The sequence below is a fragment of the Sphingopyxis indica genome (genome assembly GCF_032879645.1).
In the GTDB taxonomy this organism is placed as follows: domain Bacteria; phylum Pseudomonadota; class Alphaproteobacteria; order Sphingomonadales; family Sphingomonadaceae; genus Sphingopyxis; species Sphingopyxis indica.
Window position 1 is genome coordinate 1,371,636 of record NZ_CP076394.1, and the last position, 25,756, is coordinate 1,397,391.

17 protein-coding genes are annotated in these 25,756 nt (G+C 62.0%); 11 read left to right on the forward strand and 6 right to left on the reverse strand.

Features of this window, described 5'->3' with window-relative positions:
* Nucleotide 1 precedes the first annotated feature (1 nt).
* Nucleotides 2-7,633 carry a hypothetical protein gene (locus KNJ79_RS06520; RefSeq protein WP_317153291.1) on the reverse strand — a complete coding sequence of 2,544 codons (7,632 nt, stop codon included), beginning with the start codon at nucleotides 7,631-7,633 and terminating at the stop codon, nucleotides 2-4.
* A gap of 709 nt (nucleotides 7,634-8,342) precedes the next feature.
* On the opposite strand from KNJ79_RS06520, the gene KNJ79_RS06525 reads away from it, so the two are divergent.
* From KNJ79_RS06525 to KNJ79_RS06535, 3 genes are read left to right on the forward strand one after another with little or no spacing between them, the layout of a single operon-like run.
* Nucleotides 8,343-9,233 (forward strand): ArdC family protein, encoded by an 891-nt coding sequence (locus KNJ79_RS06525; RefSeq protein WP_317153292.1) that lies wholly within the window; start codon nucleotides 8,343-8,345, stop codon nucleotides 9,231-9,233.
* Nucleotides 9,230-9,478: an RNA polymerase sigma factor gene (locus KNJ79_RS06530; RefSeq protein WP_317153293.1), complete on the forward strand. Its 249-nt coding sequence runs from the start codon at nucleotides 9,230-9,232 to the stop codon at nucleotides 9,476-9,478. Before KNJ79_RS06525 ends, KNJ79_RS06530 begins: the two co-directional genes overlap by 4 nt.
* A gap of 51 nt (nucleotides 9,479-9,529) precedes the next feature.
* Nucleotides 9,530-10,447, forward strand: coding sequence for a HEPN domain-containing protein (locus KNJ79_RS06535; RefSeq protein WP_317153294.1), 918 nt, complete (start codon nucleotides 9,530-9,532; stop codon nucleotides 10,445-10,447).
* 287 nt (nucleotides 10,448-10,734) lie between these two features.
* On the opposite strand, the gene KNJ79_RS06540 is transcribed toward KNJ79_RS06535, so the two are convergent.
* The 4 genes from KNJ79_RS06540 to wecB form a co-directional block, all read right to left on the reverse strand.
* Nucleotides 10,735-11,808, reverse strand: coding sequence for a mannose-1-phosphate guanylyltransferase/mannose-6-phosphate isomerase (locus KNJ79_RS06540; protein WP_317153295.1), 1,074 nt, complete (start codon nucleotides 11,806-11,808; stop codon nucleotides 10,735-10,737).
* Between the two features lie 16 nt (nucleotides 11,809-11,824).
* Nucleotides 11,825-12,631, reverse strand: a complete 807-nt coding sequence (locus tag KNJ79_RS06545) for a class I mannose-6-phosphate isomerase (RefSeq protein WP_317153296.1) — start codon at nucleotides 12,629-12,631, stop codon at nucleotides 11,825-11,827.
* 129 nt (nucleotides 12,632-12,760) lie between these two features.
* A complete protein-coding gene (gene wecC, locus KNJ79_RS06550) occupies nucleotides 12,761-14,056 on the reverse strand; it encodes a UDP-N-acetyl-D-mannosamine dehydrogenase (RefSeq protein WP_317153297.1) in 1,296 nt (431 codons plus the stop codon).
* Nucleotides 14,046-15,161, reverse strand: a complete 1,116-nt coding sequence (gene wecB / locus KNJ79_RS06555; protein ID WP_317153298.1) for a non-hydrolyzing UDP-N-acetylglucosamine 2-epimerase — start codon at nucleotides 15,159-15,161, stop codon at nucleotides 14,046-14,048. Before wecB ends, wecC begins: the two co-directional genes overlap by 11 nt.
* 246 nt (nucleotides 15,162-15,407) lie before the next feature.
* Between wecB and KNJ79_RS06560 the strand changes: the two genes are divergently transcribed.
* The 8 genes from KNJ79_RS06560 (at nucleotide 15,408) to tnpC (ending at nucleotide 24,138) form a co-directional block, all read left to right on the forward strand.
* Nucleotides 15,408-16,220, forward strand: coding sequence for a metallophosphoesterase (locus tag KNJ79_RS06560; protein ID WP_317153299.1), 813 nt, complete (start codon nucleotides 15,408-15,410; stop codon nucleotides 16,218-16,220).
* Between the two features lie 78 nt (nucleotides 16,221-16,298).
* Nucleotides 16,299-17,330 carry an SDR family NAD(P)-dependent oxidoreductase gene (locus KNJ79_RS06565; RefSeq protein ID WP_317153300.1) on the forward strand — a complete coding sequence of 344 codons (1,032 nt, stop codon included), beginning with the start codon at nucleotides 16,299-16,301 and terminating at the stop codon, nucleotides 17,328-17,330.
* 233 nt (nucleotides 17,331-17,563) lie between these two features.
* Nucleotides 17,564-18,271, forward strand: coding sequence for a polysaccharide biosynthesis/export family protein (locus tag KNJ79_RS06570; protein WP_317153301.1), 708 nt, complete (start codon nucleotides 17,564-17,566; stop codon nucleotides 18,269-18,271).
* 5 nt (nucleotides 18,272-18,276) lie between these two features.
* Nucleotides 18,277-20,496: a GumC family protein gene (locus KNJ79_RS06575; protein WP_317153302.1), complete on the forward strand. Its 2,220-nt coding sequence runs from the start codon at nucleotides 18,277-18,279 to the stop codon at nucleotides 20,494-20,496.
* Nucleotides 20,497-20,606: 110 nt separating this feature from the next.
* Nucleotides 20,607-21,377 carry a WecB/TagA/CpsF family glycosyltransferase gene (locus tag KNJ79_RS06580; protein WP_317153303.1) on the forward strand — a complete coding sequence of 257 codons (771 nt, stop codon included), beginning with the start codon at nucleotides 20,607-20,609 and terminating at the stop codon, nucleotides 21,375-21,377.
* A gap of 465 nt (nucleotides 21,378-21,842) precedes the next feature.
* Entirely contained in the window at nucleotides 21,843-22,199 is a 357-nt protein-coding gene (gene tnpA / locus KNJ79_RS06585; RefSeq protein ID WP_317153304.1) for an IS66-like element accessory protein TnpA, read from the forward strand.
* Nucleotides 22,196-22,543 (forward strand): IS66 family insertion sequence element accessory protein TnpB, encoded by a 348-nt coding sequence (gene tnpB / locus KNJ79_RS06590; RefSeq protein WP_137754517.1) that lies wholly within the window; start codon nucleotides 22,196-22,198, stop codon nucleotides 22,541-22,543. The genes tnpA and tnpB overlap by 4 nt, the downstream gene beginning before the upstream one ends.
* Nucleotides 22,544-22,596: 53 nt before the next feature.
* Nucleotides 22,597-24,138: an IS66 family transposase gene (gene tnpC, locus KNJ79_RS06595; protein ID WP_317153305.1), complete on the forward strand. Its 1,542-nt coding sequence runs from the start codon at nucleotides 22,597-22,599 to the stop codon at nucleotides 24,136-24,138.
* A gap of 149 nt (nucleotides 24,139-24,287) precedes the next feature.
* Here tnpC and KNJ79_RS06600 read toward each other — a convergent pair whose 3' ends face one another.
* Entirely contained in the window at nucleotides 24,288-25,355 is a 1,068-nt protein-coding gene (locus KNJ79_RS06600; protein WP_317153306.1) for a glycosyltransferase family 4 protein, read from the reverse strand.
* Between the last annotated feature and the right edge of the window lie 401 nt (nucleotides 25,356-25,756).

Below are 25,756 nucleotides of genomic sequence, written 5' to 3' on the forward strand. Positions count from 1 at the left end.
GTCATTCGCCCTCCTGGAAGACCGACAGCGGGCGGTCGTAGACGGGAAGCGTCCCGCTCGCGCCGGGCGCACCGCGCTCGTTGAGCTGGAGCAGCAGGTCGTAGGTGAGGCCGCCGGTGACCGGGATCGGCGCGGTAGCGAGGAATAGCAGCCGCGTGCCGGCGGCATTGCGGACGCGTTCTACGAGGCTGCCGAGAACTTCGGTTGCCTGGATTATACGCGTCGGGCGCGGTCGGCGGCCGGGGAGCGGAAAGCTGGGGAGGATGCGCTCGATGTTGCGGCGCAGCTGCAGCACCCCGACCTCCATGCGCGGCGGCGGGGTGGGTTCGCCGGCGGCGCCGGTCGCGAAGCCCGGTCGGAACACCGCCTCGTTGGCCTCGACCAGCGCGCCGATGATAGCCCATGGCTGGCCCGGGGCGCCGGGGCGCGACCAGATGAGGCTGGTGCGCGGCGCCGCGGGCAGCGGCCACGGATCGAGGCCGAGCGTCCCGAGCATCTCGTCGAGCCGCGCGTCGTTGATTTCGAGCGGGCCGGCGGCGGGCAGCGGCCCAGTGGCGATCGCATCATAAGGATGCGCGATGCCGATCGGCGTGTGGAAGCCCAGCGCGCCGAGGAACTCGGTCGGATTGCGATAGCGCGAGGTGCGGAAATGCAGTCGTGCCACAGGCACTTCGGGATGCTGGCCCACAGTCTTTGGCGCCGACGAGAGCGTCAGGTCGTAATCGGCATGCGGTTTCAGGTCGGCCTCGACCGAGATCGACGACGAGCCGAGCGGCGGCGTACCGCCGATGCACGGCGCTTCCTCGGCCGCGACGACGAAGCGGTGGTCGGCCTCGAACCAGGTCAGTGTTTCGAGCGCGAAATGGGTGGCGATCACGGTGTCGAGCGGGTGCTGCCCGCCCGCCGGGGGCGAGGGGACATTGTGCAGCGCCGCAGGGCCCGGGTCGGTGCGCAGGACGCGCACCAGCGGCAGCCGGTCGTAGTGATCGAGCAGCGATTCGATATGATCAACCGAGAACCAGAAGCCGACACGGTCGTCGAGGAAGTGCGGCGCGCCGGTGTGATCGGGGGTCGCGGCCATGATGTAGCGCGCGAGGCCGCGGGCATCGAAGACGCGCTCGTCATATCCGGGGCCGGCCTGCGCCGGATCGGTCTCGATGCTTGCGGTGGCGGCGGGCTGCGGCTGCGAGACACCGACGGCGGCGGTGCGGAAGGCGAAGCGGTCGGTATCGCCGGGCTCCCATGGGCGCGAAGCGGGCGACGGGGGCGCATCGCCTGGATTGTCCGGGCGCCAGCCCTGATAGGACCAGGTTGCGCGCAGCTGATAGGCGGTGTCGGCGTCGAGCTCAATCTTGCGGGTTGGCTCGTTCGCCGCGAACTGGCCGACGAGCCCGGTGAGCAGGCCGGTGAGCGAGCCGCGGAAATCGGCATCGGTCGCCTGCGCCTCGCCCGCCTCCAGCGTGATGCCGCACAGCTCGACGAGCGCGATCTCGCCGCGGCGGTGGGCGGCGACCTCGACCGCGGCCCAGCCGTCGCCCGAACCGACACCGAGGTCGGGGAGCGGATAGGCGAATTTGAAGCAGGTGTTGGCGCCGATATCGACCGGCGGGATGACCCGCGGGGTCAGCGGTACGCGCTTGCCGCCGACGGTGACGCCGACCACGGCGGGGAGATCGGGGGTCGGCAGCTCGGCCACCTCGCCGAGCAGCACCTGATCGTCGGCGCCCCAGCGCACGAGCGACAGCTGCGCGCCGTCCGCGCCATCGATGACGAAGCCCGAGATGGCCGAAGCCTGCAGCATGATGGTGGTGAAGCCGCTCGATCCGCGGACTGACTTGACGGTCTCGCGCGCGACCTCACGCCCGTCGGCGTCGAGCGCGACGATCTTGGTCTGGCGCTTGACGCGCAGGTCGAGGCGGACGAGCGGGACGGGGCTGTTATGTTTCGCCTCGAAGCGGCCCGCGAGCTTGAGGATCGCCCGCTCATCGGCGGTCGCGGGGCGCATTTCGGCGTCGGAGCGATAGATCGCGCCGCTTTCGCCTGTGAAGCGTTTGATCTCGGCGGGCGCTGTGGGCATGCGGTCCCAGCCGGCGGGCGGCTCGATCCGCGCAGCCTGGCGGCCGGTGCAGATCTCGAGAATGATCTCACCGCTGAGCAACGGCTTCGAGTTGCGGAAGCGGACCGGCGGGGTGAGGATGAGCTGGTTGCCCTGCGAGAGCGCGGGGAAGCGCCAGCCGCGCGAGACGATCGTCGCGCCGAGCTTGACCGCGCCGTGGAGGCCGCCGACCTGGCCGGGGCGATAGGTCCAGCCGGCATCGCCCGCGAGCGCCGCGATCGTGTCGGGATCGAAGCCGTCGCCGGCGAGTGCGGTCGCGGAAAAGCGGCTGGGAAAAAGCACTTGCGCGTCGCACTTCGCATCGAATGCTGCGAGGCCGACAAGGACGGGGCGGGCATCTTCGCCCATCGCGCAGCAGGGCTCGGCGGGCTTGGGCTCGTCGCAGACATGATCGACGGTGCCGGCGGGATCGCCGGGCAGATCCTGCGATCCCTCGCCGAGCCAGCGCGACCAGGCGCGCGGATCCCAGTGGAAGAGGCCGAGCTCGCGGCCCTCCTCGCTCGATCCCGGGGCGTTGTTGCCGCCCACCGCCGCGGCGTTGCGGTGGCTCGGCAGCCACCAGGCGCTGTCGAACGGCCCCGCGACCTTGGTCCAGTCGGCGTCGTTCGCGGGATTGCCGCCGGTCAGCTTGAACAGCTCGAGCTTGTCGAGCCGATAGGCATATTTCAGCTCGCTCGACCCGCTCCAGACGTTACCGGGTGCGAGCGAGGCCGATGACACGCGGCGGTCAAAATCGGTCGCCGGCACCGCGCCGAGCGCGTCCTCGACATAGTGGCTGAACTTGAGCACCGCGACGGTGTCGGGCCACACCGTCGAGGCCGAGGCGAGGTCGGCAGCCGCCTTTCCTTTGGTCGCGGCGAGATGATCGCATAAGTCGACACCGACGAGCGGCGATGCAGGTTTCGGCACGTCGAGCGGCACATCGTCGCCGAAGTGCACATTCACGCAGCCTTTGACCGAGAAGAAGAAGAAGCTGATTTTCCCGCAGAAATGGCCGTCGAGATAGCGAACGTCGGGGCTGACGTGGAAATGCACGAGGCCGTCCACCCCGATCGAACCGACCTTGAGGTCGAGTTCGCCGCGCACGCCTGCGGCGCCGGCGAACAGCAGCGGCTTGGTGCCCATGCCGACGAGCAGGAAAGCACCGAGTTCGACCTTGAACGGCCCCGCCTTCTTCTTGAGCTGAAACCCGGCGCCGACGCCGATCGCATAGCCGTCGAAGTCCAGCGGAGGCACCATGTCCGCCGGCACCAGCGTCCCGCCGAGCCCCTGCAGACCGCGCTCCTCGATCATGACGAACGCCCAGGCCTTTACGTCGATGATGTCGGGGAAGAGGGTGACGGTGATCGGGCTGCCGGGCCGGTCGGGGTGATTGTCGGTACCGAGGCGGATGTACCAGGCCAGCCCGCTCGACGAGAGAGGATAGAAGGCCGAGAAGGGAACGTTGATCCTGACGATCTTCGGAATTTCGTAAGTAGCGCGCACCGCGACGAGCACCGAATTGGCATCGATCAGCGTCATGCCCAATATGCGGAACGTGCTGCTGTTGGGGGTGCCGCGTTCGGTTGCGCTCTGCTTGCGCGGAGTCAGCAGCTTGGCGTCGATCCCGAAGAGCACCGAAATGTCCGGGAAACCGAGGGCGATCGACCCCTCGGCGTTGAAGGTGAAGGCGCTGTCGGGCAGCGTGCCGATGAGCGCGCCGAGGCCGAGCGCGAACTGCCCCGACTGACGCCGGTATTTCTGCTCGGGCTGGCGCGCATACCAGTCGAGTTCGCGCTGGACGGGATCGGGATTGGGCAGCCCGTCGAGGTTGCGCGTGCCGTTGGCGACGAAGCGCCCCATCAGGCCGAACAGGCCGAGGCCGGTGTTGGCGAGCGGGATGCCGACGGGGAACTGCACCCCGACCTCGACCGCGACGAAATCATGGTCGATCGCGAGCGCGCCATAGGCGCCGAGCCGTGCCGGCACGACTGTGACGCCGAGCAGCGCGCGGATCGCGCCGGCTTCGCCGATCGTCACCGACCCCTTTCCTTCGACGACGCCGGGTACGTTGATCACCGCCGTGAGTCCGCGCAGCTCGACCGAGAAGGGTTCGACCGTCAGCCGGATCGTCGCGCCCTCGAGTCGCACGACGCCGAGGTCGATGGCGAATTCGAGATCGAATTCCATCCACGTCGAGCCATTGCCGATGCGCGAGGTCGCGATGCGGATGAGGTCGCCGAGCGGGCCGCCGAGCGACCATTGGCCCGGGCCGACAATTTCGACGCTGACGTCGGAATAGCTGACCCCGACCGAGGCGAGTCCGCTTTTGGCGGAGTCGAAGTAGAGGCCGACGCCCTTGTACTTCAGCTTGACCTCGCCCTTGAGGAAGCTGCCGCCGGGAAGGTCGACGTCGATGTTGAGGTCGACGCTATAGTCGACGGTGGCGCTGACCCGGGTGTTGCCGTTCCAGCGATAGCTGATGGCGAATTTATCGATATCGACGGTGCTTTCGGGATCGCCGTCGTTGAGCAGGGTCCCGGCGATCGCGCCGGCGGCGAGCACCGCGGCGAGGGCCGCGAGCTTTTCGTTCGTATCCTCGTCGTCGTGGATGTCCGCGGGGTTGATCAGCGCGACGAAGGCGGGCGCGAAGGCGAGCGCCCCGGCGAGCGCGTCGCTGCGGATAAGTAGCGCGCCGTCGGGCAGGCCGAGCGAGCCGTCGAGCTGGGTCTGGCCGGTGCGGGCATCGTAGGCGAGCCGCAGGATCATTTCCCAGAAATCGGGACCGGTCGGTTTGGGGATCGTCAGCGAACCGGGCGGGCCGGTAACGGTCGCCGGCAGTTCGGTCTCGGCCGATTTCCAGGCGATCAGCAGCTCGGCTTCGGTCGGGATCAGGTCGGCCGAATTGACGACAGTGGGGCTGTCCCACTTGGCGCGGGCGCGCACCCGGTAATCGATCGGCGGCCCCTGGGTTTCGGTCGAGGGTATCTTGGGCGGCGGCGGGCCGTCGGGCCCTGGCAGCAGGATGCGTACCGGGGTGACGTCATTGGCCTGCGTCGGCGGCTGCGGCGGCGGTTGCGGCGGCGACGCTTCAACATAGGCGAAGATGTCGGCGCAGCGATAACCCTTGCGGCGATCGTCGTCGCGCGCCTTCGCATGCTGCGATGAGGTCGCGCCGTCGTCGGTCCAGGCGCCGTTCCAGCGCGGTTTGGTGGTGCCCGCGGGGGTTCCTGGCAGCGCGAGCCGCTGCACCGCGGCGAAACGTGTCGGCAGTTCGGCAAAGGTCGGCCATCCGGCGGGCGATGGATCGGTTTCGATGCGCGACAATATTTTGTCGGGAGCGATCCCGGCGGCGGTCAGCGCCTCGACCGCCGCCTTGCGCCGGCGATCGGCGAGGTCGGCGTTTTTCGAATTGTTGGTGGCAAGGTCGACGTTGAAACGCAGGTCGTCGGTGCGCCCGACCACGATATATTGCGTCCCAGCCGCCTGCGCCTCGACCCAGTGGCGGATTTTTGCCGAAACAGCGCCGCCATCGGGAGCGCCGCGGCTCGCCACCGGAGCGGCAATCGGCTGCGCATTTTCGAGATGGGTGCCGCGATCGAGGTCTGCCGTAACCTCGGTGGGGGTCGCGGGATAGACGGCGCTCAGGATCTTGACGTCGCCCTGCGCGCTGGGTTCGTCGAACGCGAAGAGCAGTTGCAGCTCGGAATGAAGAATCGTCCCTGGTTGGGCAGGGGTCGACGGGATCGGCGTGGCTGCGTCGACGGGGACAGGCAGCTCGACTTCGGCAATGGCGCCGGCGGGGATGGTGACATTCGGCGGCGCGAGGTCGGCACTTTGCGCTGCGTTGTGCCGTTCCGCATTCTGGTGGAATGACGCCGATTCGAACGTGTCGACGACCTTCGCCGGGGTAACTTCGGAAAAGCCGGCGACCGATACGACCGCTGGGGTGGCGTTGTCCGAGCCCGTTTGGTGGCCGACCAGCAGTCTGCCCGAGCGGATGATGTCGATGCGCAGCCGCCGCGTATCGGATTGTGCAGTGACCATCAGATCGAGCGTCGCAGGCCCTTCGGCGAGTTCGGGAAGCGTGAATTTCTGCTTCTTGGTCGCGGTCGGTGCGGCCGAGCCGCTGCCGAGTTGCCAATTGGCATCGACCGCACCGTTGCCGCGGCGCGTCTTCAACTCGATGCCCTTCAGGAGTTCGCGGGGGCCGCGCAGGTGCAGCACGTTGGAAAAGGTCGCGCCGCCGATCGTCGCATCGATGAAAGGCGCCGCCGGCTTTGGCGCGCCGATCCGTGGGAAGCGCACCGCGACCTCGATCAGCTCGATCTGCTCCTCAGGTGTGCTCGGGACGGCACTCGGCAGATCGGGCTGGGTGTAAGCGATCGCCGGGTTGCCGAGGCGCAGCTTGTAACGCAGCGGCGTGTCGCTCGGCACGGTGAAATAGGGCGTCGTCGCAGAATTGCCCTCGGTCCCGTCGGGCAGCCGCCACCACACGCCGACGACGCCGAAATCGGTATGGCCGGGGATCAGGTCGCCGACGCCGAACTGGACGCGGACCTGGTCGGTCAGCGCCGCCTGCGAAATGTCGATGCCATATTCGAGCGCGCCGGCCGTCCCCGCGGGCGTCGTCTGCGCGACCTCGACATCGTCGTCATCCTTAGCGACGGGTTTGCGCAGCACCTTGATATGGGTGCGCCGTTCGTCCTCGAAATCGAAACCCCATTCGACGCGCAATTCGCCCTGTCGCCCGCCGGGGTCGCCGACGATGACGTCGCGCGCGCTAATCGACAGGTTGGGCAGCAGCGGAAAATTCGGCGGCGTATAGAAGGTCGTCTCTTTGAAGGCGACGCCGGTCCATCCCTCATCATGGCCTCGCGCCACAATGTCGGCGGGCGTGTAGGCTGAGCTCAGGTCGAGGGTGAAGCGGTCGAGGGTCATCCCATATTCGGAACCGCCGAAGAAGAAATGTGGCGGACGGACGGTCAGCCGCGCGACCGCGCCGGTAGGAAAGGTCGGGTCGAAGGGATCCGGCGTGTCGACGAGCTGGAAGTTGGCGGCGCGGCCGACCGCACCCTGTACTCGGATGACGCCCGCAGCGACGAGAAACACCTTTCTGAGCGGATCGAGCCGCTCAAGATGAAGCACTTCCAGTCCCGCGCCGCCGGTCTGGCGCGCGCCCTGGAGAAAGGGGAGTTCGAGTTCGATGTTCGACGCCGAGATGTCGAGCGTCCAGTCGCTCGGCGGTGCTTCCTGACCGCCCGGGCGGTTTGCCGACCGACGCACCGCGAGGCGGAAGGGCAGGCCGGTCGTCAACCCCGGGATTTTGAGCGCGGCTCTGGCGACGTCGATGTCGAGTACGTCGCCGATCGACTGCAGCACTCCGGTGTGCAGGACGAAATCGGTGCTGGTGGTCGAGCGGTGTTCGAGGACGGTCAACGTGCCGATCCGCTCGACCGCCTCGTCAGGAACGAAATTGGCAAGCTCACTGGTCTGCGGAAGGAGATCCAGGATCGAAATGCCGAGACGAGCGACCAACGGGAGCCTCCGTCAAAAGGAACGCGAAATTCCGCGTCCGATTGCCGCAAACCCATGGTTGTCGTTGAACGAGAAGGCGTCGAGTCGACGCGCTCTAGATGGCGGGCTTTTACATTAAAGGGCCATCGTCGACAAGCTCTCGGGCAGCCGGCGCCGTTTGTAACGGCAAATTGCGGCGCATCAGCCTCACCGAGGTCGAGTGCCATCTCTGGCTGGCGCTCGCGGTGCTCGCGCAATCCTGCGAAGCAGGAGCCTTCTCTCACGCCGCAAGGCATTGCTGACCCCTAGAGATAGGTCTGGGAAGGCGATCGTCGGACCGACGGATCAACCTGCGACGATAGCTCCAGCATAGATGTCGCCGCGTCCGCGGCGGCGCCAATTTCGCACGCGCAAACTGACGCCGCGCCCGCGGCGGCGTTTCCCTCTTTCGCTTCAAATTGACGTCGCATGCGCGGCGCCGCTGATTCTCCTGTCACAGATTGTCGCCGCATGGGCGGCGGCGTGGTGATCCCGGCACGGGAGGGTCGCGAGGCGGGCGTCACTCGCCTTTAGCCCCGCCTGTCCGGGCCGCAACCCGCTTCGCGGGTTCGCCACTTCGTTTCGATCCTTCGGATGCCCTCCGGCCAATATGGCGGGTCTGCCGGCTCCCTCCTGCCGCCCCCCTCGCGCCCCTTCCGGGCCGGGGTGCGGTTGGAAGGAGAGAAGGGAAATGGAACGGACGACCGGACGCGAGAGCCTTTACAGCGAGGTCACGAGCCGCATCATCGCCGAGATCGAGGAAGAGCGGCTGCCCTGGGTGCAGCCATGGGAGCGCGCGGCGTGCGCCTGCACGATGCCGTGCAATGCCGCAAGCCTACGCCGCTACTCGGGGGTCAATGTCCTCATCCTCTGGACCGAAGCGATGGCGAGGGGGTATTCCTCACAGCGCTGGCTCACCTACCGGCAGGCGATCGCGCTCGGCGGGCATGTCCGGCGCGGCGAGAGCGGGACGCGGGTCTGCTACGCCGATCGCTTCACGCCGCGGGAAGAGCAGGAGCGGGCAAGGGACGAGGGCCGCGAGGCGAGGGCGGTCGCGTTCCTCAGGCGGTTCACCCTGTTCAACATCGACCAGTGCGAGGATCTGCCCGCCCATGTCACGGCAGAAGAGCCGATGCCCGACCCGGTGCTGCAGGTGGCGGCGGCCGACGCGCTGATCGCGGCGAGCGGCGCGCGCTTCATCATCGGCGGCGACGAGGCCTTCTACAGTCCGGAGCATGATGCGGTGCAGGTGCCGCCGATCGCGGCGTTCCCCGATCCGGTCAACTGGTATCGCACCGCGCTCCACGAGCTTGGCCACTGGACCGGCCACACCAGCCGGCTGGACCGCGATCAGGCGTGCAGCTTCGGCTCGGAGGCCTATGCAAGGGAAGAGCTCGTCGCCGAGATGGCGGCGGCGTTCACCTGCGCCTCGCTCGGTATCGTGCCGACGGTTCGTCATTCGGACTATATCGCCTCCTGGCTCGAAGTGCTGCGCGGCGACGCGGGCGCGATCTTCCGGGCCGCGAGTGCGGCGAGCAGGGCTGCCGACTATCTCCTCGCCTTCGCGGGAGAGGAACGGTGAGGGGCCGCATCATTACCGAAGCGGAACGGAGGGTGCTGCGCCGCTACGAGCGCGCGGTCCTCCGCATGTCCCCGAGGCAGCGGGCGGTATTCCTCGCGCATGTCGTCGGCGGGCTGAGCTACCGGCAGATCGCGCACCAGCAGCGCATCAGCCTCACCGAGGTCGAGTGCCATCTCTGGCTCGCGCTCGCGGTGCTCGATGATGAGCGAAAGCCCCGATATTGGTGGCAGTTCTGGAAGAGGTAAGGGGAGGGGGCCTTGCCAAGCAGGGCCGACCCCGACAGGGTGAGGGAAGCCATGCGAACCGATCTCGATCATCTCCCGGCTCCGAAGCAGCGCGAGCTCGAGCGTGTGAAGGCAATCATCTTCGAGGAGTTCGAAGATGCGCTCGCGCTCGCGACGCAAGGGTGGAAGAAGAAGGGGCGGATCGAGAAGATCATCCTCTACGGGAGCTACGCGCGCGGCGGCTGGGTCGACGAGCCGCACACGGCGAAGGGCTATCGCTCGGACTTCGACCTTCTGATCATCGTCAACGACAAGCGCCTCACCGAGCGGGTCGACTACTGGCTGAAGCTCGACGACCGGCTCACCCGCGAGCTCGCCATCGACAGGACGCTCAAAACCCCGGTTAACTTCATCGTCCACACGCTGCAGGAGGTGAACGACGGGCTCGCGCACGGACGCTATTTCTTCATGGACGTCGCGAAGGACGGCGTCGCGCTCTACAGCTTCGACGACAAAGAGCTCCACACCCCGAAGCCGAAGACGCCCGATGAGGCGCTCGCCATGGCGACCGAGTATTTTGAGGAGTGGTATCCAAGTGCGATGCGCGCCCACATCAATTTTGGCGACGATCTAAATCGCGGATGGAACAAAGACGCTGCCTTCATACTTCATCAGGCAACCGAGCGTCTTTACCACTGCGTCCTTCTCGTCTGCACCTTCTACACGCCGCACGTCCACAATTTGGGGTTTCTGCGCACGCAGGCCGAGCGCCTCGACATGCGGCTCGTCGACGCCTGGCCGCGCGAGAGCCGGCGCGATCGCGCGCGGTTCGAGAAACTCAAGGAAGCCTATGTAAAGGCGCGATACTCCAAGCACTACAGGATCAGCGAGGAGGAGCTTCGCTGGCTCGGCGAGCGCGTCGAGGAACTTGGCCGCGCGGTGGAGGAGGTCTGTATGGAGCGGATCGCGATGTTGGGGAGAGCCAGCTAGGATAGGGAATACCTCCGTTGGACTAATCGGGGAACCAGGTCCAAAGGGCGAGAATGACCCAAATCACAGCAAATGATGTGCAAAAGACTCCGAACAATTTCAGATACGCGAGCGCGAGGTCCTCGCTTGCAGCCTTCGGTATCACAGCGTGATGACGAATGAGCCGATAAGCGACAAGGATCAATATGCTTGCAAAGATGCTGCCGATTACTGTCGTCAATGATCACACCTTCAAGGTTGATCCAAGGCTGAGCGGAATTTTCGACCTGAATGCCACCAAGCCGACCCTAACCAGCAGGGCCTTTCGCTCGCTCTTGGGCTAGCAGTTTGACCTCTTGCGCCCGGTCGCGGGGCAGAAGCAAGATATCGTCGCCCTCCACGACGACGATAAGGTCCGAGATGCCGACCATCGAAATGCGTTTGCCCGCAGGAGCTCGAACATAATTGCGCTGAGCATCGACGGCGATAACGTCGCCGATCAGCACATTGTCATTTCGATCCTTGGCTCCAAGCTCGTAGAGTGCTGCCCACCCTCCCACATCGGACCAGCCAGGGTCCACAGGTACAACGACCACGTCACGGGCACCCTCCATGACGGCATAATCGATCGAATTCGACGGACTGCCTAGAAATGCCGCCTCGTTGGGGTGGACGACCAAACCGTCGACGACGGCATGCGCGATGGAAGCGACACAAGCGGCGTTGATCTCCGGCTGCTGGCGCGCAAGTTCGCCCAGATATCGATCCGCGCGCATCAGGAAAATTCCAGCATTCCAATAATGGCCGCCCTCCTGAAGCATGGCCTCGGCTGCCGCGCGTTTAGGTTTCTCGACAAAGCGGTTGACGGCATGGACGCCGGTACGGCCATTGAGGGCCTCACCGGCCGCGATGTATCCGTACCCGGTCTCCGGGTGCGAGGGGTCGATGCCGAAGGTTGCGAGCGCGCCTTCAAGTACTGCCGGTAGCGCGAGCTCGATCGCCGACAGAAACGCCTCCACATTTGTCATCACATGATCAGCGGGCATTACCAGCATTACCGTTTCCGAGCCGCAAAGTGCCGCCGCAAGCGCAATCGCGGGCGCTGTGTTGCGAGCGGCCGGCTCGACGATAATCCGTGCGTCCAGGATGCCGGCTGCCGAAAGATCTGCCGTCACAAGCTCGACATGCGAGGAACCGCATACGACGACAGGAGCGGCAAAGCGGCTGCGATCCGCCACACGGTCTACCGTCTGCCGGAACATGCTCTCGTTGCCTGCAAGCGCGTGAAATTGTTTCGGGCTGACGGCTGACGATGTCGGCCAGAGGCGCGTTCCCGAGCCGCCGGACAGGACGACAGGAATAATCATCTGCTTCTCGATCATCGAGTTAGCCCCTGACTCATTCAGGCCAGCAGAGCAAGGCGCGGGCGTCGCTATCAAGAGAAAGTGCATCGAGCTGGTCGATCAGGACGCATTCTCCCAACGTGATCTCGTCCTCGCCAACCATGCAACCGGGCGACAGCGGAACGAGGGTATATCGGCCCGGTGCTTGCGGAAGAAGTGCGCGCGCGCCGGCACCGGCAAGATGCCGCAAATGGAAATGCGGCCCTTCAACCAGAATTCGATTGTCCGTGTCGGCAACATGGGTATCGCGTTTGTCGTGGTGAGGCCTCGCCTTCGCCACTGCCAGCCCCGCATCCAGATGCAATTGGCGGTCCCGGCCATAGTCATATAGCCGGTAGGTCAGATCGACATTCTGCTGCACTTCCACGACGATCAGACCCGGCCCGATCGCGTGGATCGTACCGGCAGGGTTATAGATGAAATCGCCAGCGCGCGGGGTGCGCCAGTCGATCATCGCTTCGATGGAGCCGTCGAGCGCCGCATCGCGGAGCGCAGCGACGCTGCTCTCGCCTGTGAGGCCGACACCCAGCGCGGCTTCCGCCGTCGCGTCCAGCACCAGCCAGCACTCATCCTTCCCTCGCCGGAAACCGGTTGATTGCGCCGCATCATCGTCGGGATGAACCTGGATGGAAAGTCGCTCCGACGTGAAGAGAAATTTCACCATGAGGGGCGCTGCGTCACCCGCGGGATCCTCGAACCAGATCTCGCCGACGCGCCTATCGCCAAGGTTTCCGAATGCCGGCGGGATATCGCAGCGGCCCCAGGGCTTCTCAACGATACGTGTTTCCAGCCGGGTCAACATGGGGCCGGTCGTGCGGAGTTTTCCCAACCGTGTCAACACGTCAGGGCGACTGCATCGGCCCCTTGACACTGGCCTCCGACGAGCCAGTCAAATGTGACATTTTGCGAATGAGGTCGCAACGCTGACGCGTCAGGCGATGAGCCGCTTTCCCTGCGTTGCATGAAGCTGCTGCTGATCGGGCCAAAGGCCTCGCGTGTCGTACACGATCATGTCCCGACGTTCCTCGAGGGGGATCGATTTAAAAAGTTCGTGATCGACGAGCACGATCAACAGGTCGCACGACGCCAGCGCGCTGTCGAGATCGACCAGTTCGGCACGCGTACCGTCGAATTCGCGCGGAAGCGTGCGAGCAAAGGGCTCGACGATACGGATCTGCGGGCCGAAGCGGCGAGCGAGCGCAGCAGCAACCTCGAGGGCAGGGCTTTCACGAAAGTCGTCGATGTTGGGCTTGAAGGCAAGGCCGAGACACGCGACGCGAGCGTTCGGATGCTGCGACACCAGCATTTCAGCGGCGCCGATGACGTGCGCGGTCTTCGCGAGGTTGACCTCGCGTGCGGTGCGGATCAAGCGGCTCTGCTCGGGCGCTCCGTGCACGAGAAACCAGGGGTCGACTGCGATGCAGTGGCCGCCGACGCCGGGACCGGGCTGGAGGATGTTGACGCGCGGATGGCGGTTGGCGAGGCGGATGACCTCCCAAACGTCGACCTCCATTTTTTCGGCCATCATCGAAAGTTCGTTGGCAAAGGCGATATTGACATCGCGATAGCTGTTCTCGACCAGCTTCACCATCTCGGCGGCGCGCGCGGACGTGGTGACACAGGCCCCGCGCACGAACTGGCGGTAGAAGGTCATGGCGCGGCGGGCGCAGCGCGGTGTGACGCCGCCGATACAGCGGTCGTTGTCGACGAGCTCGACGAGGATCCGACCCGGGAGCACGCGCTCGGGACAATAGGCAATGAAGATGTCCGCAGCACCATCGCATGTGCCCGGAATCTTGAGGTCGGGGCGGAGCCCGGCGATTAGGTCCGCCACTTTTTCGGTCGTCCCGACCGGCGACGTGGATTCGAGGATCACCAGATTGCCGGCTACGAGCACCGGCGCGATCGCGCGCGCTGCAGAGAGAACGTGACTGATGTCGGGGCGGTGCTCTTCATCGTGCGGGGTCGGCACTGCGATAACGAAGTTATCTGCGGGCGCAACCTCCAGCGAGGCGGTGAGCGCGCCCCGTGCGACGACGCCCTGGACGAGCCCGTCGAGATCCACTTCTTCGATGTGCACATTGCCATTGTTGATCGTATCGACGACCTTCTGGCTGACATCGATGCCGGTTACCCGGCAGCCAGAGCGTGCGATCAAAGCGGCCGTCGGCAGGCCGATATAGCCCAAGCCGAGAACGGCGACCTTTTGTTCGGCATCAATGGGCACGCGCAATTATCTCCGCAATCCGTTTTGCCGCGGTGCCGTCGCCAAAGGGATTGTGGGCACGGGCCATGGCGGCATATGCGCTCTCATCGTCAAAAAGGCTGAAGATTTCAGTAACGATTCGAGCCTTGTCGGTTCCTACGAGTCGTGCAGTGCCTGCGGCAATCCCCTCCGGACGCTCGGTGGTCTCGCGCATCACGAGCACCGGCTTTCCCAGTGCCGGCGCTTCCTCCTGGACGCCTCCGCTGTCGGTGAGAACCACATCGCAAAGTTCGAGCAACCGGACGAAATGCGGATAATCGAGCGGATCGATCAGCGCGACGTTGGGGAGGTGGCCGAGGATCGGCTCCATCGCGCTGCGCACCAGCGGGTTGGGGTGGATGGGAAAGATGACGGTGATGTCGTCGCGCGCCGTGATCGCCGCGATGGCTTCTGCTATGGCCTGCATGCCTTCGCCGAAATTCTCGCGTCGATGCGATGTTACCGCAACGATACGCCTTCCCGCGAAACGCCTCGCCAGCGGTTCGAGACCGGCTGCCAGGGCTGGCTCTTCCCCGATGCGCGCCTGCGTTGCCAGGAGCGCGTCGATCACCGTGTTTCCAGTCACATGGATGCTGTCTGCCGGCACATTCTCGCCGCGCAGGGATGCGGCTGCAGTTTCGGTGGGAGCGAAGTGCAGATCAGCGACGGCCCCCGCGACCTTGCGGTTCACCTCCTCCGGCCAGGGATGATATATGTCGCCGCTTCGCAGGCCTGCCTCGACGTGGCCCACCGGAATCTTACGAAAATAGGCGGCCAGCGTCGCCGCCACGGTCGTCAACGTGTCGCCGTGGACAAGCACCCGGTCGGGACGCGCGGTATCGAATGTCTCACCGAGGCGCGTCACCAGCCGGGCCAGAAGCGCATCCAATGTTTGGTTCGCTTGCATGACATCGAGGTCGATGTCGGGCACGATACGCGCAATCTTGAGGACCTGATCGAGCATTTCGCGGTGCTGGGCGGTGACGCAGACGGTGACGTCGATATCAGGCCGCGCCTGTAACGCATGGACGACGGGAAACATCTTGATCGCTTCCGGACGCGTTCCGAAAACCGTCATGACCTTCATTGCGAACTCTCCAGCGAACGTCCGACAGCATGATGAATTGCGCGGCCATGGATGGTTAATGCAGAATGCTTGAGACACCCTTAAGGGCGGTTTCGTTCATTCGAGGTAAAACTGCCCGGTGACAGACCGCACTGCAACATCGGCGTGGTTCCGGCGTATTGCTACCATCGAAATCGAAGGGTAGGGAGGCGATACGGTTGCGCTTACCCGGCCCTGGGTGCCGGCCCTCGACAACCGAGTGATTGAATGCACATGAAATCCATCTCAAAATTTTTTGGAAAGCGTAAAGCCGGGCCGACTGCGACGGCGCATGAGCAGTTCGCTGTGCCCTCGGGACAACGTGTTTATGCGATCGGAGATATCCACGGTCGTGACGATCTGTTCGAACAGATCATCGACCGCATTCGCGACGATAGTGCTAAACGTGGACCGACGCATGTGACGCTAATTCTGCTCGGCGACCTTGTCGACCGCGGCGCCCAGTCGGCGGCGGTCGTCGAACGCGCCATGAATCTGAGGACCGAGTTCCCCGATACCCGTCTGCTGATCGGCAATCACGAGGAATGTTTTCTCGCGGCGCTTACCGGCGACGTTCGACGCGTGCGCTATTTCATGCGGATCGGCGGTGATGCCACGGTGCGCAGCTATTGGCAGGACGATACAAGCTTTGCCGCTGCCACCTTCGAACAGGTCGCCGAACGGCTTCCCCAGATTGTCCCGCCCGACCATGTCAATTTCCTCGGCATGGGCGAAGATGTCGTCGAAATCGGCGATTATGCCTTCGTCCATGCCGGCATTCGACCCGGCGTGCCGCTCGACAAACAGGCTCTGTCGGACCTGAGGTGGATTCGCGAAGAGTTTCTCAATGATCCATGCGACCACGGCAAGATGGTGATCCATGGTCACAGCATCACAGACGAGCCCGACGAACAGCCGAACCGCATCGGCATCGATGTTGGCGCCTTTCGGAGCGGGACACTCGCTGCCTTGGGGCTGGAAGGGACACGGCGCTGGTTTCTGTTTGCATCTGATCAGGCGGCAGCCGTCAACGCCGCCTGATCCGCGCTTTTCCAGCATTTAGCCGTTAATAGAATAGCAGCCGTCGATCGCTAACGCCCCCATTTCCTTCCAAGTTCGATGGAGCGCAGCGGCGTGAACGGAAAAATTTTTATCACGGGGACGGCAGGCTTCATCGGCTTCCACCTCGCGACGTTGCTCCTCGACGAGGGACTCGAGGTCGTCGGCTATGACGGGATGACCGACTATTACGACCCCCAGCTCAAACGTCGCCGTCACCAGAATTTATTGCAGAACGCGCGGTTCAGCGCGGTCGAAGCAATGCTCGAAGACCGGCAGGCTTTCGATGCCGCAGTAGACAGCTTCGTCCCCGACGTCATCGTTCATCTGGCGGGGCAGGCGGGCGTGCGCTATTCGCTTGAGGCGCCCGAATCCTATGTGCAGAGCAATGTGATTGGCAGCTTTCACGTTCTTGAGGCCGCGCGGCGGCACGCGGTGCGGCATTTGCTCATCGCCTCGACATCATCGGTTTATGGCGCCAACGGCGCCATGCCCTTTCGCGAGACAGATAAGGCTGATCTGCAGGTCTCCTTCTATGGCGCGACCAAGAAGGCCGTCGAAGCGATGGCGCACAGCTACGCACACTTGTGGGACATCCCGACAACGATGTTCCGCTTCTTCACCGTTTATGGTCCGTGGGGACGCCCCGACATGGCACTGTTCAAATTCGTCGATGCCATCCTCGCTGGGCGACCGATCGACGTATATAACGAAGGTATGCTGTCGCGCGATTTCACGTATGTCGGTGATCTCGCGCGAGCGGTTCGCTTGCTGATCGATGTTCCACCGGTGCGACCGTTGTCGGCAAACGATATCAAGGACGGCGATAGCCTGTCGCCCGTTGCGCCCTACCGGGTTGTCAACATTGGAGCCGGTCAGCCCGTGCCATTACTCGACTTCGTGAAAGCGGTCGAAAACGCGGTGCGGAAGCGGGCGCAGCACAACCTATTACCAATGCAATCGGGAGATGTGGTCAATACTTGGGCAGAGTGCAGCTTGCTGGCAAAACTGACGGGGTATCAGCCACAAACCTCCCTCGACCAAGGGGTCGCAAAATTCGTGACCTGGTATAGAGGATACTATGCGCGTTGACGCTATCGAAAATTGGCGAGGAAATTGACCCATACAGATTTTCATTTAGCTCTTTGCGTTCCCAAGGAGCTAGCTGAGTAGCGTCAGGTTGTGCCTCCGCCGAGCATCGGCCCCGATAAAGGAATCCCAAGCTCTGTCGAAAAGACTGCGCGGCCGTCGAGTCAGCTTGAGATCGCACGTAGCTACCATCGGATTGTTGCAATGCCCTTGCCGAATGTTAATAGCGGTCGCTTGTGAGTGGAGAATCGATTTTGTTAGGGAAAACAGCCATTGTGGCGATGTGCAGCCTATTGGCTGGGTGTGCATCAACGGGTCTACCGACCGGCGATCAAGCTTATGCGGTTATTCCGGCACCTTCCAGCCAAGCGGCGCCGTCGGAATATCGTATCGGCCCACTTGATATTCTCAAGATTACGGTGTTTCAGGAGCCAGACTTGTCGCTGGAGGAGGTTCCCGTAGACGCCAGCGGAAACATTCTGTTTCCCCTGATCGGGCAGGTCGCTGTCTCCGGCAAGACCAGTACGGAATTATCCAATGCGATTGCCGACCGGCTTGGTGAAAAATATCTCGTCGATCCCCAAGTTTCGACGATTGTCTCAACATCCGCATCTCAAAATGTGACTGTTGAGGGCGCGGTCAACAAGCCGGGCGTGTTTCCTCTACAGGGCCCCACAACCCTCCTGCAAGCGATGGCGCTTTCAGAGGGACCGACACAAACCGCCAAGCTCCGCGAAGTTATTGTGTTTCGTAGAAAAGAAGATGGTGTTTACGCCGCTCAGTTTGACCTCGGCGCAATTAGGATTGGCCAAGCGCCAAATCCTGAAATTCTTGGAGGTGACATCGTCGTCGTCGGAAACTCGTTCGCAAAGCAGCTATTTCGGGACTTCCTCCAATTGTCGCCCATTTTGTCCACGGTGTTTGTGCGCCTTAGCAACAATTGAAATTTATGAACGGCAAGATCACCCATATGGATCACGGTATAAGTATCAATCCGACTTCGCGCGGCTCGCACGGTTCTTCCGGGTTCGACGAACCTACAGCAGAATATGAGCAAGATTCGCTATTCTCGTTTGACTTTGCGTCAGCTTGGGCGGCAATATATCGATCGCGATTTTGGCTTGCTGGGATAGTTGCGGGCGCCCTTCTGATCGGAGTTGTTATTACCGTCCTCTCCACTCCGATATATCGGGCGACTTCAACTGTTCAAATTGATCAAGAAGCGGCAAAAGTGCTTGGCACGGAGGACGCCAACGCGTCAGCCGCAATTCAGGACTCTGATCGATTCTTGAAAACCCAAGTGGATGTTATTCGCAGCCGGTCGCTGGCCGAAGCTGTAGCCGAAGATCTTAAGTTGTTTAATACTGACGAATTTCTGGATGCGATGGATGTTGATCCTGACTCAATGAATTCGGATGCACTTACGCCTGAGCAGGCACAGCGCGAGCTGGTTCTCAATACGCTGTCGGATAATCTGTTAGTATCGCTACCCGTAGACTCAAGGATTGCATCTATATCATTTGATAGTGCTGATCCAGCCCTTGCGGCTCGGATTGCTAATAGCTTTGCTCAAAATTATATTAGGAACAATCTCCAGCGTAAGTTTGATACTTCGTCCTATGCTAGGGAGTTTTTAAAGCAGCAGCTTGACGAAGCGGCGATACGATTGGCCAATTCAGAACGAGAAGCACTCGATTATGCCCGACGTACTCGGGTGATTGACGCGACCAACGCAGCGGGTTCCGACGTTAACGATTCGACCGCACCGAAATCGCTTGTAACTGCGACCTTGGTTAAGCTTAACCAAGATTACGCCGAAGCGGTCGCTCGGCGGATTGAGTTTCAGCAGAAGTGGGAAACGTCAAAAGGGACCGACGTGATGGCGTTGCCCGAAGTGCTCGCCAATTTCGCTATCCAGAGTCTGCTGCAGCAAAAAGCGCTCGTTCAATCCGAGTATGAGCAGCAACTTCAACGCCGGAAGGAGAGCTTTCCGACTGTCAAGCAGGCCAAGGCGCGGCTGGATGAACTTGACAGTCAGATCGCAGCGATAGCTGCGGGAATCCGGCAGACGTTGCGCGGCAATTATGAAGCCGCGCTCGCTCAAGAGCAGGCACTCAGTGCGCAAATCGCAGAGTTGAAGGATCAGACGCTCAATGAGCAGGATCAAGCTGTGCAGCTGGGCATTTTGAAGCGCAACACCAGCAATGCTCGTAAGCTTTATGATCTCCTCAACACTCGATATAACGAGATAAACGCTGAAGCGGGTGTTCAAGCGAACAACTTATCGATCGTCGATCGCGCCGATCGTCCAGTTGAGCCCATTCGACCGAGCGTTATCTTCAATATGGCGTTGGCTTTGGTCTCGGGCTTGGTGATTGCTGCCTTGTTCGTGATAGGCCGCGAGCAACTATTCAACGTCGTGCGGACGCCTGAGGATATTGGTCGGAAACTGGGGCAGCCATCACTCGGTGCGATACCCAAAATGGCTGAAGGCTTTGCCATTGAACAAGAAATCTTGGATCCAAAGAGCGTTTTGTCTGAGACCTTCTCATCCTTGCGCTCGTCCCTCATGTTGGTGTCGTCACATGGCTTGCCCCGCAGCCTCATGTTCACCAGTGCCAAGCAGGGGGAGGGCAAATCCTCTTGTTGCTTTGCTACCGCGATCGCGTTGAGCCGCATAGGCAAGAGGGTGCTGGTGATCGATCTTGATCTCCGACGCCCTAACCAACATAATAAATTCGGGGTGAAGAATAGCGCGGGGATGTCCGACCTTCTCACACAGAACAAGACGGCGGCGGAGGTTACTCAAGGGTCCGCTTTCGAAGGCGTTTTCTTCATTCCCAGCGGCGGGACTCCGCCCAACCCAGCCGAGCTGCTCGCCGGCGCCTCGGCTCGTAGGGTTATTGCTGAGCTTGAGAAGGACTACGATGTTGTATTGATAGACAGCCCCCCAACTTTGGGTCTCGCGGACGCCGTCGAAATTGGAGCGTTGGCCGAGAGCTGCATTTTCGTGATGGAGTCGTCTAACAATCAAGCCGCGCATGCCCGCAACGCGTTGCAGCGCCTGTCTCAGCGCGGCGCTAATATTATTGGGGTTCTCTTGACCAAGTTTGACATGAAGGAGGCGGGTTACGGTTACGAATACGCCTACCAATACTCATACACCTAAGGGCTTGTACGGCCTTAAACGAATAGCGGATGGATCCCACATCCGTTTTTTGGGTAGCGAGGGGACATCGCGTCGGCGAGGACGGTAGCAGTAGCCTGGGGGAGGCTTTGATGAAACATGAACGAGCGAAATTGCGGCGCGCGTTTCTCAGTCTTCAATTCGATTGTGTAGCCAGCGATACCCTTCTTGGTCAAATGGCGGCCAGATCGGCAGAAAAGGAATTTGCCTATCTGGTCACGCCCAACGTCGATCACGTAGTTCGTTTGCATTCCATAGAGCATAAAGATGATCGTGTTCGCGCGGCCTATGACAATGCTCAGTGGTGTACGTGCGATAGTCGTATTTTGGCGCTGCTTGCAGCGATGCAGGGAATTCGGCTTCCCGTGGTGACCGGTAGCGACCTGACAGCAGATGTGCTGCAAAGCGCCCTCGGGTCAGGTGACAGGATCGCTCTTGTCGGCGGGAAAAGGTCATCTGCCAGATTGCTCCGCAAGATGTTTCCGGAAATCGAGATCGTTGAGCATCAACCTCCAATGGGGCTCATGAGCAATCCGGTCGCTATTGAGGCTGCTGCAGCCTTTATAGCAGAAAGTAAGGCCCGTTTCACGTTCATTTCCGTCGGATCGCCTCAGCAGGAGTTAATCGCCCATGCGACATTTCGGCGCCCTGATGCGACGGGGATTGGTCTTTGTGTTGGGGCAGCCATCGAATTTGTGGTTGGCGGCAAACGCCGCGCTCCGCCGCTAGTACAAAAGCTCAAATTGGAATGGGCATTTCGACTATTCTGTGAACCCGCTAGGCTTTGGCGTCGATATCTCGTTGAGGGACCGCGTATTCTGCTAATAGCTTTGGCGGAATTTCGACATCGTCCGAGATATTAATATGCTATGCAGCTGTCCTCCAGCCGGACTCGCTCGTGAAATCATAAACCAGTAACATGCCCCCCGGGTTCTACGTAAGCGCCTGTTTTCCTCCCACCTTGCTCATCTGCGTGATTCCGGCAGACACGGTGTGACGTGACAAAACGGTCAGACCGGGGGGGGCGGCAAATCCCAGGGGGGCACAGCGCTTCGAGCGCGATGACGTGATTAGGGAGCCAGCCTGCGGACTTCATCAGGGCCAGCAGCCATGCGGCGCGTAACCGTGTCCTGAAGGCCGCCTTGCGGGAAGCTGCTTTGCGGTGCTGATAGCCGCCGCTCTTTGCGAGGGTAACCGTGTCCTGAAGGCCGCCTTGCGGGGAGCTGCTGCGGGGTGCTGATAGCCGCTCTTTGTGAGGAGCGGTGATGAGCGAGGATATCGGAGCGGCGGGAGCGAGTGCTCTTGTGACCGGTCATATGAGTGATCGTATGAGCAGTCGGATCGCGGTCGTAGGCGGGCGTCGTCGCTGGTCGGTGGATCAGAAGCTGGCTATCCTGCGCGAAGCGCTCGGCCCCGATGGCTCGGTCTCGGCGACGTGCCAGCGGCACGCGGTCGGCAGCGGGATGCTCTATACGTGGCGCCGGCAGGCCCTGTCCGGCGATCTGACGGGAACGAAGCGGACGCCGGCACCATCGTTCGCTGAGGTCGAGGTGTCGGTGCCGGCTACGGCGCCGGCAGGCAGCGGCCAGATCGGGATCGAGCTGCCTTCGGGCGTGCGGATCACCGTCGACGCGGCGGTCGATGCCGACGCGCTGGCCCGGGTGATGTCCGTCCTTGCCCGATGATCCCGTTACCACCGACGACACGCATTTATCTGGCCTGCGGCGCCACCGACATGCGCAAAGGGTTCGACGGTCTCGCGGTGCTGGTGCAGCAGGTGCTGGAGAAGAGTCCGCACTCGGGCGCGCTGTTCGCGTTCCGCGGCAAGCGCGGCGATCTGGTCAAGCTGCTCTGGTATGATGGCCAGGGTCTGTGCCTGTTCTCGAAGCGCATGGACCGGGGGCGGTTCATCTGGCCGATCACGAAGGCAGGCAAGGTCAGCCTCACCGCGGCGCAGCTTTCGATGCTGCTCGAAGGCATCGACTGGCGGCGTCCCGAACGCACTGCGGCACCCTTGCTCGCAGGGTAAAAAGTGACGGATTAGTGAGGGTTTTACTGGCATCGTGGAGCCCGTTTTGCTAGGTGCTCCGGGTGTCGGAACCAGCCTCTTCCAGCATCGACAAGGACGCCCGGATCGCCGAGCTCGAAGCCGCTCTCGCGGCCCGCGATACGCTGATCGACACTCTCCGCCACCAGCTCGCCCAGCTCCGCCGCATGACCTTCGGCCAGTCCTCGGAGAAGCTCGCGCTCCAGATCGAGCAGCTCGAGCTTGCCCTGGGAGAGCTCGAAGGCGAAGCCGAGGTCGCCGACAGCGGAACGACCGAACGGGCACCCGCCGAACGCCCCTCACCGGTGCGCGCATTGCCCGATCATCTGCCGCGCGCCGAACGGCGGATCGAGCCCGACGCCGGCAGCTGCACCTGTCCCGATTGCGGCGGCGCGCTGCGCCCGCTGGGCGACGACAGCGACGAGCAGCTCGACATTGCCCCGGTCCAGTGGCGCGTCATCCGCACCGTGCGGCCCAAGTATAGCTGTCGCGCCTGCGACAGGATCGTCCAGGCCCCGGCGCCGGTGAAGGCGATAGCACGCGGCAAGGCGAGCTTTGCGACACTCGCCCATGTCGTCGTGAACAAGTTCGATCACCATCTCCCGCTTTATCGCCAGGCAGAGATGATGGCGGCGCAGGGCATCGACATCGATCGCTCGACCCTTGCCGGATGGGCGGGCCAGGCCGCGCATCTGCTCGATCCCATCGTCAGCCGCATCCGCGAAGAAGGGCTGAAGGCCAGCAAGCTCCACACGGACGACACGCCGGTGCCGATGCTCGTGCCCGGCAAGGGCCGGGCCGCGCAGGCACGGCTCTGGGCCTATGTCGTCGATGATCGCGCGTCGGGCGCCGCAACCCCGGCGCTCGCCTGGTATCGGTTCACTCCCGATCGCAGCGGCATCCATCCGCAGAGCGAGCTCAGGTCGTTCACCGGCCTTCTCCAGGCTGATGGCTATGCCGGATATGAGAAGCTCTACGAGGGCAGCCAGATCCAGGAGGTCGCCTGCTGGGCGCACTTCCGCCGCAAGATCTTCGAGTGCCACCAGACGAGCCCGACGCCGCTCACCGCCGATCTGCTCGACCGTATCGCCGGGCTTTACCGGATCGAAGAGGACGTCCGCGGTCAGCCGCCCGATATCCGGCGCCGACACCGACAGGAGCAAGCCATTCCGCAGATCGTCGCGCTTCGCGGCGCGATCGACGATGCCCTGCACCGCCTGTCGCCCAAGTCGGCGATGGCGAAGGCGCTCGCCTATGGCCGCAAGCGCTGGGACGCGCTCACCCGTTACGTCGATGAGGGTATGGCGGAGATCGACAACAATATCGCCGAGCGCGCGATCCGGTCCATCGCCATCGGCCGCAAGAACTGGCTGTTCGCCGGATCGAAGGCCGGCGGCGAACGCGCCGCCGCAATCTACTCGGTCATCGAGACCGCCAAGCTCAATGGGGTTGAGCCCCAAGCCTATATTGCCGACGTCATCGAGAAGATCGCTTCCGGCTGGCCCGCGTCCCGCTGGGATGAACTCATGCCCTGGAACTGGCAGCCCCATCAGCAGCAGATCGCACAGGCCGCGTAGCTGCGGCCTTCAGGCCACGCTTACTTGCGAGGAGCGGTGATGAATTGACGTGATGGCGTGAACGGCCCCTGCACCAGCGGGACATATCGCTTTGGGCCGCGATGCCATTTTAGCTATTCATAACCGCGATCAACTATGGCCGACGCATCCTACGCGACTAGCTCCCGGTACAACTTGATCATGCGAGTTGCGGTTGCCTCGATCGAGAATCGCTGCTGCCAGCGGCTGTATCCCGCTGCTCCCATTCGCAGTCGCAAGAAAGGATCCCGGCATAGGCGCTCGAGTGCATCCGCAAGAGACAAAGCGTCTCCTGGATGAACGATTAATCCCGTTTCGCCCTCGATTACCTGCGAAGGCACAGCGCCGACATTCGACGCCACGACCGGCAGCCCGTGAGCCATGGCTTCCAAAATTGCCATCGGCTGGTTTTCTACCAGCGAAGGAAGAACGAAGATATCAGAACGGCGATAGGCAAGTTGCACGTCATCAACGTTAAGCCATCCAAGAAACTCAACTTGATCCTCGACGGACAGTCTTTTCGCGACCGCACGATATCCTTCAATATCGCCATCCCCGCCTAAAAGTGCTTTAAATTCTATGCCCCGCTTTTTCAATGTCCCAAGAGCATCCAATAAAACTGGAACACCTTTTAGTTGAGTTAACCGCCCCATAAAGCATATTGAAGGAACGGGATTATCGGGATGCGCAAGCTCTTTAGCAGCAGGGACGCCGTTCCCAACTGCTATCACTCTATTTCTCGGAACCCCAATTTGATCAGTGATAAAATTCTTTCTACCTTCATCGAGAATAACAAAAGCATCTGCGTTTAAAAACAGCCACTTTATCAACCTTTTTACAATGCCTGATCTTTTCTCATAAAATTCTTCATAGCCGCCGCCATGGTCGTGCAAAATTATTTTTGCCCTTTTTAATTTTGACACCAAGACGTAGGGAATCTTCCTAAAAGTCGATCCTCTCGGAGCAAAATTTATATGAACGACATCAATCCGATGATACAAAAAAAAGAAAAAATAAGAAATTAAACAGGGAATAGTGCTTATATGCTTCAATACTCCAGGTAGGTCGTAACGGGATATTTTTTCGAAAACGGAAATATCATCATGGGACGATTCGATCTGCCTGATTAGGTAATAGGCATACTTCTCAATCCCGCCTTTTGCATGGGATCCGTTGGCTAGCAGTATAATAACGGACATGGGGCGGTCTGGCAAAGGGGACTCCTGACGCGACATCTAAGTTTGGAATGCGCATAGCTTTCGAGCCTGAGTGCCGCAAGGTAATCCGCTGGGAATGCTCGGGTGAGTTGGTCGCAGCGTGCCCAGAAGCCATTATCCTGATGAGCGTGTGTGTGTCGCCGATTTGCTATACGTGCTATGGCATCAGTGTCCCATGGGATGCAGAAATCAGTAGAGCTGGAGTTGGGGGAAACTAGCTCGCCGCTCTCTCTAGCTCCTGCTGTTGTTCGCAACTGCTTGCTTCGTCAAACTGGTTATCGCTTATCGCGCAAGCGACGGCCCGAGGCGGTGTCGAGCTCCGAATTGCAGGTGAGGGGCGACATGCGCTTCAGCGCTGTCCGATCTGAAATGAACCAGCGACT

Coding starts and splice junctions, on each gene's coding strand:
- KNJ79_RS06525 (WP_317153292.1), top strand. CDS start 8,343: ATGGAACGGACGACCGGACGCGAGAGCCTTTACAGCGAGGTCACGAGC.
- KNJ79_RS06535 (WP_317153294.1), top strand. CDS start 9,530: ATGCGAACCGATCTCGATCATCTCCCGGCTCCGAAGCAGCGCGAGCTC.
- KNJ79_RS06540 (WP_317153295.1), bottom strand. CDS start 11,808: ATGATCGAGAAGCAGATGATTATTCCTGTCGTCCTGTCCGGCGGCTCG.
- KNJ79_RS06565 (WP_317153300.1), top strand. CDS start 16,299: ATGGAGCGCAGCGGCGTGAACGGAAAAATTTTTATCACGGGGACGGCA.
- tnpA (WP_317153304.1), top strand. CDS start 21,843: ATGAGCAGTCGGATCGCGGTCGTAGGCGGGCGTCGTCGCTGGTCGGTG.
- wecB (WP_317153298.1), bottom strand. CDS start 15,161: ATGAAGGTCATGACGGTTTTCGGAACGCGTCCGGAAGCGATCAAGATG.
- KNJ79_RS06575 (WP_317153302.1), top strand. CDS start 18,277: ATGAACGGCAAGATCACCCATATGGATCACGGTATAAGTATCAATCCG.
- KNJ79_RS06600 (WP_317153306.1), bottom strand. CDS start 25,355: ATGTCCGTTATTATACTGCTAGCCAACGGATCCCATGCAAAAGGCGGG.
- KNJ79_RS06580 (WP_317153303.1), top strand. CDS start 20,607: ATGAAACATGAACGAGCGAAATTGCGGCGCGCGTTTCTCAGTCTTCAA.
- tnpB (WP_137754517.1), top strand. CDS start 22,196: ATGATCCCGTTACCACCGACGACACGCATTTATCTGGCCTGCGGCGCC.
- KNJ79_RS06545 (WP_317153296.1), bottom strand. CDS start 12,631: ATGTTGACCCGGCTGGAAACACGTATCGTTGAGAAGCCCTGGGGCCGC.
- KNJ79_RS06560 (WP_317153299.1), top strand. CDS start 15,408: ATGCACATGAAATCCATCTCAAAATTTTTTGGAAAGCGTAAAGCCGGG.